Origin of the sequence: Streptomyces roseoverticillatus (assembly GCF_000719265.1) — a bacterium.
GTDB classification, from domain to species: Bacteria; Actinomycetota; Actinomycetes; order Streptomycetales; family Streptomycetaceae; genus Streptomyces; species Streptomyces roseoverticillatus.
Map to the genome: position 1 here is coordinate 426384 of NZ_JOFL01000001.1, position 13435 is coordinate 439818.

A 13435-nucleotide genomic window follows, 5' to 3' on the forward strand; every position below is an offset into this window, starting at 1 on the left:
CCCCGGCCCGCCGGGCGGGTGCCCCGCGTCAGCCCACGCTGAACGCCCCGCCCGGCGGCTCCGGCGAGCCCACGGCCTCCGCGTCGTGCACCGGCCCGGCCCCGGCCGCGAACCGCTCCAGGGCCGGGCCGTGCTCGACCCGGGCCGGGAAGGCGTCCGCGGCCGCGCGCCGGGCCAGCGCCGCGACCGGGAGTTCGGTGTGCGAGGCGACGAGGATCGCGTTGCCGAAGCGCCGCCCGCGCAGCACCTGCGGCTCCGCGATCAGGCACACGTGCGCGAAGACCTCCGCGAAGGTGGCCACCTGCGAGCGGAGGAAGGTGAAGGGCGCGCCGTCGGCGAGGTTCGCGGCGTAGCGGCCCCGGGGCCGCAGCACCCGGGCGGCGGCCCGCGCGTACTCCAGGGACGTGAGGTGGGCCGGGACCCGGGAGCCGCCGAAGACGTCCGCGACGATCACGTCGGCGGAGGCGGCGGGCGACGCCTCCAGCTCGCCGCGCGCGTCGCCGGCGATCACCTCGACTCCGGAGCCGTGCCTCAGGGGCAGGTGCTCGGCGACCAGCGCGAGCAGCCCGCGGTCCGCCTCGACGACGCGCTGCCGGGAGCCCGGGCGGGTCGCGGCGACGTAGCGGGGCAGGGTGAGCGCCCCGCCGCCGAGGTGCAGCACGTCGAGCGGGCGGTCCGGCTCGGCGGCGGTGTCGAGGACGTGGGCGACCCGCTGGGCGTACTCGAATTCGAGGTGGGTGGGGTCGTCCAGGTCGACGTACGACTGCGGCGAGCCCTCCACGGTGAGCAGCCAGGCCCGCGGCCGGTCCACGTCGGGCAGCAGCTTGGCGGTGCCCCAGTCCACGTCCCGCGTCACGGGTATCGGTTCTGCTGGTTCGTTCACGTCCCTATTGTGCGTTCAGGGGTGCGGTGCGGAGACCGTACCGGTGCCGACCGTGCGGCCTCCCTCGCGGATGACGAAGGCGAGGCCGGGTTCGAGCGGCACGTCCCGGTCGAGGGCGACGGCCGCCGTGACGGTCTCGCCGGGGAGCGCGACGCCGGCCCCGCCGAGGTGCACGGTGCCGGGGACGCCGGCCGTGCGGACGTGGAACTGCGGGCGGTAGCCGGAGAACACGGGGGTGTGCCGGCCGCCCTCGTCCGCGCCCAGCAGGCGGATGTCCGCGGCGAAGCGGCGGCGGGGCACGACGCTGCCGGGCGCGGCGAGGGTGTCGCCGCGGCGCACCTCGTCGCGGTGGATCCCGCGGAGCAGCAGGGCGACGCGGTCGCCCGCCTGCGCGGCGCCGAGCGGCCGGCCGAAGCTCTCCAGGCCGGTGATGACGATGCCGCGGGGGCCCTCCGGGCCCAGGAGCTCGACGTGGTCGTGGAGCAGGACGGTGCCGCGCTCGACGACGCCGGTGACGGCGGTGCCGCGCCGGGCGAGGGTGAAGACCCTGTCCACGGAGAGCAGGAACGGCGCGTCCGCGTAGCGCAGGGGCGTCGGCACGTAGGTGTCGACGGCGTCGAGGAGGGCCTCGATCGCGGCGGTCCAGCGCGGGTCGCCGCCGAGGGCGCGCAGGCCGGAGACGCGGACGACCGCGGTGTGCTCGCCGTCGTAGCCGTGGGCGGTGAGCAGGGCGCGGACGTCCCGCTCGGCCAGGTCGGTGCGTTCCGGGTCGCTCGCGTCGGCCTTGGTGAGCGCGACGACGACGTGCCGCACGCCCGTGCTGCGGGCGAGCAGCAGGTGCCCGGCGGTCTGTGCGGCGGGCCCGTCGGCGGCGGAGACGGCGAGGACGGCGCCGTCGATCCGTGCCGTGCCGGCGAGCAGGTTGCCGGTGAAGCGGGGCCGGCCGGGCGGGTCGGTGTGGGCGTAGTGGCGGGTGTCGGTCTCGTAGGCGACGTGCGCGCAGGCGACGGTGCTGCTCTCCGCGGCCCCTTCCGGGGCGCGGTCGAGGCGGGCGGGCGGGACGAAGACGGCCCGGCCCCGGTCGCCGAGGACCTTGGTGACGGCGGCGGTGAGGGTGGTCTTGCCGTGGCGGGAGTGGCCGAGGACTGCGATGTTGAGGTGCGGTTTGTGGCGCGGAAGGCCTGATGGTGGCCGGTGCATGCGGTCGATGCTCGCGCACGGGGTGCGGGGCGTCGAACGGTTTTCGCGGGCCCCGGGCCGCCGCGCGGAGAGGACGCACGGGCGGCATCCGAGTGAACGTATGAGGAAGGAGTGTTCCCGTACCGCCCGGTCTTTCCGGGATGACGACCGCTTTATATCCCTGTCGGTTAGGCTCCAGCGATGTCCGATCCCGCCGTGCCCTCCCCCGGCCCCGCCGAGCACCGTCCGCGCGCCCGGCCGTCCGCGTGGCTCCGCCTGGGCCTGCTCGTGGTGGTGCTGGCCGCCGCCGCGGCCACGGTGCTCGCCCTGCACCCCGAGCGGCTGCTCGCCGAGGGCTGGCCGCAGCTGTCGGGCGGCACGGCCGTCGTGCTGTTCTCCGCGGCGTACGGGCTGTGCACCGCGGCGTTCGTGCCGCGTCCGATCCTCAACATCGCGGCCGGCGCGCTGTTCGGCGCCCCCGCGGGGACGGCGGCGGCCGTGGTGGGCACGGTGCTGGGCTCGGCCGCGTCGTTCGGGCTGGGCAGGATGCTGGGGCAGGACGCGCTGCGGCCGCTGCTGCGCGGGCGGTGGCTGCGGGCGGCGGACCGGCAGCTGAGCCGGCACGCCTTCCGTTCGATGATGGCCGTCCGGCTCTTCCCGGGGGTTCCCTTCGCCGCCGCGAACTACTGCGCTGCCGTGTCGCGGATGCGGTGGGCGCCGTTCCTGCTGGCGACCGCGCTGGGCAGCGCGCCCGCCACCGCGGCCTACGTGATCGCCGGCAGCCACGCCACGGCGCCGACGTCGCCCGCGTTCCTCGGGGCGACGGCGTTCATCGCGGTGACCGGGCTGGCGGCCGTGGTCGTGGCGTGGCGCAAGAAGGGTCCGGCGGCGCGGCGGCTGTCCCGGCCGTAGCGGAGGGGTTCGTCCGCCATCCGGGCGGACCGGCGCGCGCGGGTGCCGCCGGAGTGCTGTCCTGTCCTGGACACACCGCCGAAAGGAGCCGTCCCGTGATCCCCGTCGAGCAACTCTCCGACCCCGCCGTACGGACGCTGGTGAACGCCCTCAACGCCGGCGACCGCACCGCCTTCCACGAGTCCCTCGCGCCGGGCGCCACGATGTCCGACGACGGCACCGACCGCAACCTCACCCAGTGGGCCGACCGCGAGGTCTTCACGTCCAACGGCCACATGGACGTCGAGTCCGAGAGCGACGACGGCCGATCGCTCGTCGCCCTCTACCGCAACGACACATGGGGCGAGATGCGCACCAAGTGGTACTTCACCGTGGACGGCGGGAAGGTGACCCGGTTCGAGACGGGTCAGGCCTGACCCGCCGTCCGCTGCCCCGGATGCTGAAGTACGCCGGAGACGCGTCCGGCGGGCATACGGCGTGGGGGCCGACGGTGCTGGGCCCGCACGCGGGCGAGGACGTGAGCTGACAAGCGGGCGCGGGCCGCGCAAGTCCGTCTCGTACCGTTTCGGGGCGTCTTAGTGGGATGAGGTGCCCCACGGCAATACCGGGACGGTAGCGAGCTGGTCACGATTGATGCAGATCGGCGCTGGAGGGCTTGTTACCGAGGGTACGGTTCCCCGGTCGTTTCACACCTCACGTAACCCGAACCTCCGGGGGATGCATGCGCACCACTGCCGTCACCGTCGCCGCCTTCAGCCTCGCCGCCGCACTGTCACTCACCGCCTGCAGCGACGAGTCGAAGGCCGAGACCGTGAAGTCGGACGGCTCGTCGCCCTCAGCCGCCCCCGCCGGCCCGTCGGCGGAGCCCCTGGCGCTGGGCAAGGGCACGGAGACCGTGGGCGCGGGCGGCGGCGGCAAGCTCGACATCACGCCGGTGAGCGTCGTGTACGCGGCCAAGACCGCGACCGACAAGCCCTCGCACGGCCTGTACGCCGTGGTCGCCGTGCAGGAGCGCCCCATGACGGACGTGGCCGCCGCGGAGACCACGCCGACCGAGAAGGGCGGCTGGCAGTGGATAGCCGCTGACGGCCAGGCCGTCAGCGCCGAGCCGAACGTCTTCGTACCGGGCCTCGACGCGGGCGGCCCGATCCGGGCCGGCGCCACCCAGCTGCGGGCGCGCACCTTCGACATCGCCGCCGCGCAGCGCGGCGGCACCCTCACCTACACGGACGGCGAGGGCAAGACCTTCCGCTGGCAGATCCCCGCCCAGGACTCCGGGCCGCAGGCGGCCAAGGTCAAGAAGGCCCTGGGGAGCTGACGCCCGCGCTGCGGATGCGCACCGCCGCGGCTCGGCGCAGGCTGTGCACATGGGCACGAGAGCGCCGCTGCGGGCGGCCGCGGCCTTCGCGGCCGCGGCCGCCGTGGCGACGGCGGGCGCGGCCTGCGGGGGCTCCTCCGGCAAGGCGGGCACCACGATCACGCTCCCGGGCGGCCCGTCGGCCTCCCCGCGGTCCCGCACGGCCTCCTTCGGGGACACCTACGCCTACCACGACGGCCTCAGGGTGACGGTGACGCAGCCGGTGAAGTTCACGCCGAGCGGCACCGCCCTCGGCCACGAAGCGGGCAACCAGGCCGTCAAGTTCACGGTCGCCCTCGCCAACGGCGGCAAGGATCCCCTCGACACGGCGGGCGTCCTGATCACCCTGGAGTCCGGCGACAAGGCCGACCGGGCCCAGCAGATCTTCGACAGCGCGAGCGGCGTCGGCACACCGTTCACCGGGAACCTGGAGCCGAAGGGCTCGGGCAAGGCGACGGTCGCCTTCGACGTCCCGCCGGGCGGCCTCGGCCGGCTGGACGTCGCCGTACGGCCCGGCTTCGGCCAGGAACGCGAAACCGCCCACTGGACGGGCCCGGCGGGGTGACGCCGGCGCCGGGCCGCTCCGGGAAGGCCGGGAAGGCCCCTTGATCCACTCGGCGTGCGTGCGGCTAGGGTGGTGGGCGCGGCACGTCCGGCACCGCCGGACAGCCACGTTGGTGGTTGCGCACCGTTGCGACGGCCCTCTTCCCGGGGGTGCCCCGGACCCCGTCCGGGAAAGATGAGCCCGCCGCCACGGCGAGAAAGCCCCGCGGCGAGGGTCCGGCGGAATGCGCGGCCACCACAACCGGCGCGTTCGTCATGACCGCCGGAAGGCACTGCGCTGGGAGTCATCTTGATCGTCGTGGACGCCTCCGCCCTCGTCCTCGCCCTCGCCGACGACGGAGCGCGGGGCGAGAGCGCCCGTGCCGCACTCGCGGCGGACGCCGACTGGGCCGCCCCGGAGCACATCCTGGTGGAGGTGATGCAGTCGCTGCGCGGCATGTACCTCGCGGGCCAGGTGAGCGCGGAACGGGTCGCCGACGTCGCCGGGCGGCTGCCGGGCCTGACGCTGCGGAAGGTCCCCGTGGAACCGCTGCTGGGACGGATGTGGCAGCTCAAGGACAACCTCACGCCGGACGACGCGGCCTACGTCGCCGTCGCCGAGGAGCTGGGGGCGACCCTCGTGACGGCCGACCTGCGGCTGCTGCGCGCCACCGGGCCGCGCTGCCCGATCCGGGGCATCACCGACGCCGCCGGCACCGCCGCCGCCTCCGGCCGCGCCGGATAGAAAGCCGGGCCGGTCGCCCGCCGTGCTGCGCGCGCCGGCCCGCCCGCTCCGCCGCTTCCATCAATCCGCCGTTCAGTGAAAGGCGCACGATGACCACCGCCGACGACGCCGTCCTCCTGCGCCGCGAGGGGCGCGCGGGCCGCATCACGCTCAACCGGCCCCGGGCGCTCAACGCCCTGACCCACGCCATGGTCCGCCGCATCGCCGGCGCCCTGGACGCGTGGGAGCACGACGCCGCAGTGACCACCGTGGTGCTCGACGGCGCGGGTGAGCGCGGCCTGTGCGCGGGCGGCGACGTCCGGGCCGTGCACGACGACGTCCGGGCCGGGGGCGGCGCGGCCGCCAGGGAGTTCTGGCGCGACGAGTACCGCCTCAACGCCCGTATCGCCGCCTACCCCAAGCCCTACGTCGCGCTCATGGACGGCCTGGTGATGGGCGGCGGGGTCGGCCTGTCGGCGCACGGCGGCATACGGGTCGTCACCGAGCGCTCGTCGGTGGCCATGCCCGAGACGGGCATCGGCTTCGCCCCCGACGTCGGCGGCACCTTCCTGCTCTCCCGGGCCCCCGGCGAGCTGGGCACGCACCTCGCGCTGACCACCGCCCGCATGGCCCCGGGCGACGCCGTGCACGCCGGGTTCGCCGACCACTTCGTGCCGGCCGCACGGCTCGCGGAGTTCACGGCGGCGCTGGCGGAGAAGGACCCGGCCGAGGCCGTACGGGCCTTCGCCGCCCCGGCCCCCGCCTCCGGGCTCGCCGTGCACCGGGACTGGATCGACCGCTGCTACGCCGCCGGCACCGTCGAGGAGATCCTCGGGCGGCTGACGGACAGCGGGGCGGCCGGGGCCGAGGAGGCGGCGGAGGCGATCCGGGGCAAGTCGCCCACGGCCCTCAAGGTGACGCTCAGCGCGCTGCGCCGCGCCCGCCGGCTGCCCGGGCTGCCCGAGGTGCTGGAGCAGGAGTACCGCGTGATGTGCGCGTCGCTGGCCGACCCCGACCTGCTGGAGGGCATCCGCGCGCAGGTCGTGGACAAGGACCGCACGCCGCGGTGGCAGCCCGCGAAGCTGGAGGACGTGACGGACGCGGACGTGGCGCGGCACTTCGCGACGACGGCCGCGCCCGGGCTCGGCCTCTGACCGCCCCGCCCCCTACGTGCCCTACGTGCCGAACAGCTGCGTCCAGTACGTGCCCGCGCGGCTGCCGGTGGCGTAGCCGACGCCGATGTACGCGAAGTCCGGTTTGAGGATGTTGGCGCGGTGGCCCGGGCTGTTCATCCAGCCCTGTACGACCTCCGCCGCGCCGCGCTGCCCGCAGGCGATGTTCTCGCCGATCCCCGGGTGCGGGGCTCCCGCGGCCCGTGCCCGGTCCCAGGGCTCGCTCCCCTCGGGCGAGGTGTGGGCGTAGAAGTCGCGGGCGACCATGTCGTCGCTGTGCGCCTGCGCGGCGGCGGCCAGCCGGTGGTCGGCGGCCAGCGGGCGCAGCCCGGCCGCGGCGCGCTCGGCGTTGGTGAGCGCGGTGACCTCGGCGGTCAGCCGGGCCAGGCCCCCGGGCGTCATGGGCGAGGCCCACAGCGCCGTCCAGTAGACGTCCCCGGCGGGGCCGCTGACGTGGGCCGCGCCGGCGTGGACGACGGCCGGGTCGCGCAGCGGCCGGGCGCGCCCGGGGTCCGCGAGGCAGTACGCCACGAACTCGGCGGGGGTGCGCGGCCCGGACACGAGGTGCTCGGCCACGGTCAGGCAGTGGTAGCCGGCCGCGGCGACCCGGTGGTGGAGCGAGGTCCCGTCGGGGCCCTCGGCGGCGAGCCGGCCCTGCGCGGCCATGCCGGCGGCGTGCGCGCGGGCCGCGGCGGCGAGCCGGTGGTCGGCGGTCACGGGCGGCGCTCCGGCGGCGGCCCGCTCGGCGTTCACGAGCGCGGTGAAGGCGTCGGCGCCGCCCGGGTCGCCGTGCGGCCCCCGCACGCCGGCATCCCCGTGCGGCCGGGCGGCCGCAGGCCCGGGGCGCTGCCCGGTCGCCCCGGAGTCCGTGCCGTCGTCGGCCACGTCCACGCCGAAGTCCCGGGCCACGCCCGCGAGTCCCTCCGCGTAGCCCTGGCCCAGGGCGCGTATCTTCCAGCCGGTGCCGCGCCGGTAGAGCTCGGCGAGCAGCAGCACGGTCTCCGGCCCGGGGCGCGGCGGCACGAACCGGGCCAGGACCCCGCCGCCGCTTCCGGCGACGGTCAGGACCGGTACGGGCAGGGCTCCGAGCCGCGTGCCGGGGTCCGCCGGGCTGACCACGACCGTGACCCGCGCCGCGCCGTGCCGCAGGCCGCGCGGATCGACGGTGACGGTGTCGCCGGTGAGCCGGGCGCCGGGGGCGGCCGGCTGGTTGTAGAAGACGAAGTCGCCGTCGCCGGCGGCCTTTCCGTTCTCGCCGGTGACGATGACCGACAGGTCGAAGGGGCCGGGCACGCGGAGGGAGAGTGCGCCGTCGGGCAACGGTGCGTTGCCTCCGGCCGCGAGGTCGTTCATCGCTGCTCCTCCGATTCCGGCCGCGGGTCGGCCGGTCCGGAGAAAACGCGCTGTAGAGCCGGGAGGTTCCCGGAGCCCGGAGCACCGCCTTTGTCCTCAATCGCCGGACAGGCTTTTAACTTTTGTGGCGGAACGCCTCCAGCAGCCGTTCCGCCGCCAGCCCCGCCGGCAGTGTGCCCTCCCGTACCCGCTGTTCGATGCCCGGGCCGGCCGCCCGCACGGCGGGGTGGTCGCGCAGTTCGTCCATGAGCTGTTCGCGGACCATCGTCCAGACCCAGTCGACCTGCTGCTCGCGCCGGCGGGCGGCCAGCGCGCCCGTGGTCTCCATGACGCGCCGGTGCTGCTCCAGCCGCTCCCACACCGTGTCCAGGCCCGTGCCCTCGCGGGCGCTGCAGGTGAGCACGGGCGGGTTCCAGGCGGCGTCCGGCGGCTGCAGCAGGCGCAGCGCGCCGGCGAGTTCGCGGGCGGCGGCCTTGGCGTCGCGCTCGTGCGGGCCGTCGGCCTTGTTGACGGCGACGAGGTCCGCGAGTTCGAGGACGCCCTTCTTGATGCCCTGGAGCTGGTCGCCGGTGCGGGCGAGGGTGAGCATGAGGAAGCTGTCGACCATGTCGGCGACGGCGGTCTCGGACTGGCCGACGCCGACGGTCTCCACGAGCACGACGTCGTAACCGGCGGCCTCCATGACCACGATGGTCTCGCGGGTGGCCCGGGCCACGCCGCCGAGGGTGCCGGCCGTGGGCGAGGGCCGGACGAACGCGGCGGGGTCGACGGCCAGCCGCTCCATGCGGGTCTTGTCGCCCAGGATGCTGCCGCCGGTCCTGCTGGAGGACGGGTCGACGGCGAGGACCGCGACGCGGTGGCCGAGGCCGGTCAGCATCGTGCCGAAGGCGTCGATGAAGGTGGACTTGCCGACGCCGGGCACGCCGGTGATGCCGATCCGCCGGGCCGCCCCCGCGTGCGGGAGCAGCTCGGTCAGCATCCGCTGGGCGAGGGCCCGGTGGTCGGCCCGGGTGGACTCGACGAGCGTGATGGCGCGGGCGACGACCGCGCGCTTGCCGTCGAGCACGCCCTTCACGTAGGCGTCGATGTCGATCGTCCGCGCCATGTCAGGGGCCCTTGCTCACAGTTCGTGGCCGAGGACCCCGGCGAGGGTCTTCAGCAGGTCGTGGGCGGCGTCCGGGATGACCGTGCCGGGCGGGAAGACCGCGGCCGCGCCCATCTCCAGCAGCGTGGGAACGTCCTGCGGCGGGATGACGCCCCCGACGACGATCATGATGTCTTCGCGTCCCTGCCCGGCCAGTTGCTCGCGCAGCGCCGGGACGAGCGTGAGGTGGCCGGCCGCGAGCGAGGAGACGCCGACGATGTGCACGTCGGCCTCGACGGCCTGCCGGGCGACCTCCTCGGGCGTCTGGAAGAGCGGGCCGACGTCGACGTCGAAGCCGAGGTCGGCGAAGGCGGTGGCGATGACCTTCTGGCCGCGGTCGTGGCCGTCCTGGCCCATCTTGGCGACGAGGATGCGCGGGCGGCGGCCGTCCTCCCGCTCGAACGCCTCGACCAGGGTGCGGGTGCGCTCCACGCCGGACGACGGGCCTGCCTCTTCGCGGTACACACCGGAGATCGTACGGATCTGCCCGGCGTGGCGTCCGTAGACCTTCTCCAGTGCGTCGGAGATCTCACCGACGGTCGCCTTGGCGCGGGCGGCGTTCACGGCGAGGGCCAGGAGGTTGCCTTCGAGGCCCGGTCCGCTGCCGGCGTCGGCGGCCCGGGTGAGCGCGTGCAGGGCGTCCTGGCAGGCGGTCTCGTCGCGCTCCTCCCGCAGCCGGCGCAGCTTCTCGATCTGCTGGGCGCGCACGGAGGAGTTGTCGACCTTGAGGACCTCGATCTGCTCGTCGCTGTCGACCCGGTACTTGTTGACGCCGATGACCGGCTGCCGCCCGGAGTCGATACGGGCCTGGGTGCGGGCCGCGGCCTCCTCGACGCGCAGTTTGGGGATGCCCGCGTCGATGGCCCGGGCCATGCCGCCCGCGGCCTCGACCTCCTCGATGTGCTGCCAGGCGCGGCGCGCGAGGTCGTGGGTGAGCCGCTCGACGTAGGCGCTGCCGCCCCACGGGTCGATGACCCGGCAGGTCCCCGATTCCTGCTGCAGCAGCAGTTGGGTGTTGCGGGCGATGCGGGCGGAGAAGTCGGTGGGCAGGGCGAGGGCCTCGTCCAGGGCGTTGGTGTGCAGCGACTGGGTGTGCCCCTGGGTCGCGGCCATGGCCTCCACGCAGGTGCGGGCCACGTTGTTGAAGACGTCCTGCGCGGTCAGCGACCAGCCGGAGGTCTGCGAGTGGGTGCGCAGCGACAGCGACTTGGTGTTCTGCGGCTCGAAGCGCTTGACGAGCCGGGCCCACAGCAGGCGGGCGGCGCGCAGCTTGGCGATCTCCATGAAGAAGTTCATGCCGATCGCCCAGAAGAAGGAGAGCCGGGGCGCGAACGCGTCGACGTCCAGGCCGGCCCCGATGCCCGCCTTGAGGTACTCGACGCCGTCGGCGAGGGTGTAGGCGAGCTCCAGGTCGGCCGTGGCTCCGGCCTCCTGGATGTGGTAGCCGGAGATGGAGATGGAGTTGTAGCGCGGCATCTTCTGCGAGGTGTACGCGAAGATGTCGGAGATGATCCGCATCGAGGGCGTCGGCGGATAGATGTAGGTGTTGCGGACCATGAACTCCTTGAGGATGTCGTTCTGGATGGTCCCGGCCAGCTTCTCGGGCGGCACGCCCTGTTCCTCGGCGGCGACGATGTAGAGGGCGAGGACGGGCAGCACGGCGCCGTTCATCGTCATCGACACGCTCATCTTGTCCAGCGGGATGCCGTCGAAGAGCTGGCGCATGTCGTAGATGGAGTCGATGGCGACGCCCGCCATGCCGACGTCGCCGGTGACGCGCGGGTGGTCGCTGTCGTAGCCGCGGTGGGTCGGCAGGTCGAAGGCGACGGACAGGCCCTTCTGACCGGCCGCCAGGTTGCGGCGGTAGAAGGCGTTGGACTCCTCGGCGGTGGAGAAGCCCGCGTACTGCCGGATCGTCCAGGGCTGGTTGACGTACATCGTCGGGTACGGGCCGCGCAGGTAGGGCGCGATGCCGGGGTACGTGCCGAGGAAATCGAGTCCGTGCAGGTCGTCGGCCGTGTAGAGGGGCTTGACGCCGATGCCCTCGGGGGTCTCCCAGACGAGGTCCTCGGCGCTCTTGCCGGTGGCCTCCTTCAGGGCCGCGCGCCACTGGCCCGGGTCGGCGGGGGCGGCGTGCGCCGGGCCCAGGCCGATGCCGGAGAAGTCGGGGACCGGGGAAGGCGGCATCACGCGACTCCCATGCTGTCGAGGACGGAGGACAGGACGGCGACGGCGTCGCCGCCGGCGAAGACGAACGCGTCGACCCCGGCCCGCAGATACGCTTCCCGCTGCTCGCCGCCGGGCTTGCCGGCGAGGAACACCCGCTGCGCGCCCGCGGACTTGAGGGCGGCGGCGACGGCCTCGGCCTGCTCGGCGTAGAGCTTGTCGCTGGAGCACAGGCAGGCCACGCCGGCGCCGCTGCGCGCGAACGCCTCGGCGGCGGAGGCCGCGTCGACCGTCGCGGGGTCGTGCACGGCCTCGATCCCGCCGGCCTGGAAGAGGTTGGCGGCGAACGTGGCCCGGCCGGTGTGGGCGGCGGCGGGGCCGAGCGCGGCGAGGAAGACGCGCGGGCGGGCGCCGGTCGCGGCGAGGTGGGCGTCGGAGCGGGCGCGCAGGGCCTCATAGGCCTCGTCGCGCCGGACCCGGGGCAGGCCGCCGCCGGGGGCCGCGGGTGCGGGCTCGCGCCGCAGCGGCTGCTCGCCGAGGTTCGGGAACTCGCTGACGCCGGTGACGGGTTCGCGGCGGGTGGCCAGGTCGGCGGAGCGGCGCGCCCAGGTGGCGGCGAGCCGCTCGGCCACCAGGCCGGAGCGGAGCGCCGCGGCCTGGCCGCCGGCGCGCTCCAGCTCCTGGAACCAGGCCCAGGCGGCGTGCGCGAGCTCGTCGGTGAGCGCCTCCACGTACCAGGAGCCGCCGGCGGGGTCGATGACCCGGGCCAGGTGGGACTCCTCCAGCAGCACCGAGGAGGTGTTGCGGGCGATGCGGCGGGCGAAGGCGTCGGGCAGGCCGGCCGCCTCGTCGAAGGGCAGGACGGTGACGGCGTCGGCGCCGCCGACGCCCGCGCCGAGGCAGGCGACGGTGGTGCGCAGCATGTTCACCCACGGGTCCCGGCGGGTCATCATCACCGTGGAGGTGACCGCGTGCTGGCGCTGTGCGGCGCTCGCGGTGCCGGCTCCGCTGACCTCGGCGACGCGGGCCCAGAGCCTGCGGGCGGCGCGGAGTTTGGCGATGGTGAGGAACTGGTCGGCAGTGGCCGCGTAGCGGAACTCCAGCTGCCCGCAGGCCTGATCCACCGTCAGTCCGGCGGCGGTGAGCGTACGGAGGTAGGCGACGCCGGTGGCGAGCGAGCAGCCGAGCTCCTCGGCCGCGGACCCGCCGGCCTCGTGGTAGGGCAGGGCGTCGACGGTCAGGGCGCGCAGGCCCGGGCGGCCTTCGGCGCACAGTGCGGCGAGGGCGGCCGCGGCGGCCAGGGGCCCGTCGGGGGCGGTGTCGCCGCCGGTGCGGGCCAGGGTGCCGAGCGGGTCGGCGCCGAGGTTGCCGAGGGCGGCGTGCGGGGCGAGGCCGCGCTCGTCGTACAGGCGCAGCAGCCCCCGGGCGGCCGGCTCGAAGTCCGCGCCCGCGTCGAGGACGACGGGGGCGAGGTCGAGGTAGACGCCGTCGAGGGCGGCGGGAATGCCGTCGACGGGGATGCCGGCGGGGCCGGCGGTCAGCCAGAGGGAGGTGACGCCGTTCTCCAGGTCGGCGAGCACGGCCTCGTTGGCGTGCCGCGGGTCCGGGTGGGCGTGGCGCTGGCGCACGTCCCAGCCGGTCGCGGCCGTCCCCTCGGGCCGTCCGCCGCGGACGAACGGGGGGAAGCCCGGATGTCCGGGCACGCCGGGGGCGTCGTCGGCGGTGTAGAGCGGGCCGGTTGCGAGCCCGTCCTGGAGTTCGGTGGCGAGCGCCGCCTCGGCAGCCGGGCCGGATGCGTCAGCCGCGCCCGCTTTGCGCAGTACGCCCTCCACCAGGCGCTGCCACTGCTCGCGGGTGGGGTCCGGGAACTCGGCGGCCAGGGGGAAGCCTTCGTCAGGCAGGACCGTCATGGGGGGAAGGCTAGGGGAGCCGGGGCGCCCTGCAGCAGTGGCAACCGCTGTGACCTTGGCCTCTTCGGCGTGGACGCCGTCGCGCTCCGCCG

The 13435-nt window shown here is 75.3% G+C and carries 12 protein-coding genes; 6 read left to right on the forward strand and 6 right to left on the reverse strand.

Annotation, left to right across the window (positions count from 1 at the left end; translation table 11 throughout):
• Nucleotides 1–28 precede the first annotated feature (28 nt).
• A complete protein-coding gene (locus IF61_RS0101920; RefSeq protein ID WP_030364399.1) occupies nt 29–883 on the reverse strand; it encodes a spermidine synthase in 855 nt (284 codons plus the stop codon).
• A gap of 15 nt (nt 884–898) precedes the next feature.
• Nucleotides 899–2083, reverse strand: coding sequence for a GTP-binding protein (locus tag IF61_RS0101925; protein WP_030364400.1), 1185 nt, complete (start codon nt 2081–2083; stop codon nt 899–901).
• Nucleotides 2084–2263: 180 nt separating this feature from the next.
• Between IF61_RS0101925 and IF61_RS0101930 the strand changes: the two genes are divergently transcribed.
• The 6 genes from IF61_RS0101930 (at nt 2264) to IF61_RS0101955 (ending at nt 6752) form a co-directional block, all read left to right on the forward strand.
• Complete coding sequence (locus tag IF61_RS0101930; RefSeq protein WP_043187369.1) at nt 2264–2974, forward strand: TVP38/TMEM64 family protein; 711 nt, start codon at nt 2264–2266, stop codon at nt 2972–2974.
• A gap of 95 nt (nt 2975–3069) precedes the next feature.
• Nucleotides 3070–3390 (forward strand): hypothetical protein, encoded by a 321-nt coding sequence (locus IF61_RS0101935; protein ID WP_030364402.1) that lies wholly within the window; start codon nt 3070–3072, stop codon nt 3388–3390.
• A gap of 305 nt (nt 3391–3695) precedes the next feature.
• A complete protein-coding gene (locus IF61_RS0101940; RefSeq protein ID WP_030364403.1) occupies nt 3696–4292 on the forward strand; it encodes a hypothetical protein in 597 nt (198 codons plus the stop codon).
• Nucleotides 4293–4341: 49 nt separating this feature from the next.
• The gene (locus IF61_RS0101945; RefSeq protein WP_052392313.1) at nt 4342–4896 is read left to right on the forward strand and encodes a DUF4352 domain-containing protein; all 555 of its coding nucleotides are present in this window, start codon (nt 4342–4344) and stop codon (nt 4894–4896) included.
• Between the two features lie 297 nt (nt 4897–5193).
• Nucleotides 5194–5619 (forward strand): type II toxin-antitoxin system VapC family toxin, encoded by a 426-nt coding sequence (locus IF61_RS0101950; protein ID WP_245684368.1) that lies wholly within the window; start codon nt 5194–5196, stop codon nt 5617–5619.
• A gap of 89 nt (nt 5620–5708) precedes the next feature.
• Nucleotides 5709–6752 carry an enoyl-CoA hydratase/isomerase family protein gene (locus tag IF61_RS0101955; protein WP_030364406.1) on the forward strand — a complete coding sequence of 348 codons (1044 nt, stop codon included), beginning with the start codon at nt 5709–5711 and terminating at the stop codon, nt 6750–6752.
• A 21-nt stretch (nt 6753–6773) separates the two neighbouring features.
• Here the strand turns inward: IF61_RS0101955 and IF61_RS0101960 are convergent, their stop codons facing one another.
• The 4 genes from IF61_RS0101960 to mutA form a co-directional block, all read right to left on the reverse strand.
• The gene (locus tag IF61_RS0101960) at nt 6774–8123 is read right to left on the reverse strand and encodes a CAP domain-containing protein (protein ID WP_030364407.1); all 1350 of its coding nucleotides are present in this window, start codon (nt 8121–8123) and stop codon (nt 6774–6776) included.
• A gap of 115 nt (nt 8124–8238) precedes the next feature.
• A complete protein-coding gene (gene meaB, locus IF61_RS0101965) occupies nt 8239–9228 on the reverse strand; it encodes a methylmalonyl Co-A mutase-associated GTPase MeaB (protein ID WP_030364408.1) in 990 nt (329 codons plus the stop codon).
• Nucleotides 9229–9243: 15 nt separating this feature from the next.
• Nucleotides 9244–11454: a methylmalonyl-CoA mutase gene (gene scpA, locus IF61_RS0101970; RefSeq protein WP_030364409.1), complete on the reverse strand. Its 2211-nt coding sequence runs from the start codon at nt 11452–11454 to the stop codon at nt 9244–9246.
• The gene (mutA, locus tag IF61_RS0101975; RefSeq protein WP_030364410.1) at nt 11454–13343 is read right to left on the reverse strand and encodes a methylmalonyl-CoA mutase small subunit; all 1890 of its coding nucleotides are present in this window, start codon (nt 13341–13343) and stop codon (nt 11454–11456) included. The genes scpA and mutA overlap by 1 nt, the downstream gene beginning before the upstream one ends.
• Nucleotides 13344–13435 lie beyond the last annotated feature (92 nt).

Coding starts and splice junctions, on each gene's coding strand:
- meaB (WP_030364408.1), bottom strand. CDS start 9,228: ATGGCGCGGACGATCGACATCGACGCCTACGTGAAGGGCGTGCTCGAC.
- IF61_RS0101945 (WP_052392313.1), top strand. CDS start 4,342: ATGGGCACGAGAGCGCCGCTGCGGGCGGCCGCGGCCTTCGCGGCCGCG.
- IF61_RS0101960 (WP_030364407.1), bottom strand. CDS start 8,123: ATGAACGACCTCGCGGCCGGAGGCAACGCACCGTTGCCCGACGGCGCA.
- scpA (WP_030364409.1), bottom strand. CDS start 11,454: ATGCCGCCTTCCCCGGTCCCCGACTTCTCCGGCATCGGCCTGGGCCCG.
- IF61_RS0101940 (WP_030364403.1), top strand. CDS start 3,696: ATGCGCACCACTGCCGTCACCGTCGCCGCCTTCAGCCTCGCCGCCGCA.
- mutA (WP_030364410.1), bottom strand. CDS start 13,343: ATGACGGTCCTGCCTGACGAAGGCTTCCCCCTGGCCGCCGAGTTCCCG.
- IF61_RS0101955 (WP_030364406.1), top strand. CDS start 5,709: ATGACCACCGCCGACGACGCCGTCCTCCTGCGCCGCGAGGGGCGCGCG.
- IF61_RS0101925 (WP_030364400.1), bottom strand. CDS start 2,083: ATGCACCGGCCACCATCAGGCCTTCCGCGCCACAAACCGCACCTCAAC.
- IF61_RS0101930 (WP_043187369.1), top strand. CDS start 2,264: ATGTCCGATCCCGCCGTGCCCTCCCCCGGCCCCGCCGAGCACCGTCCG.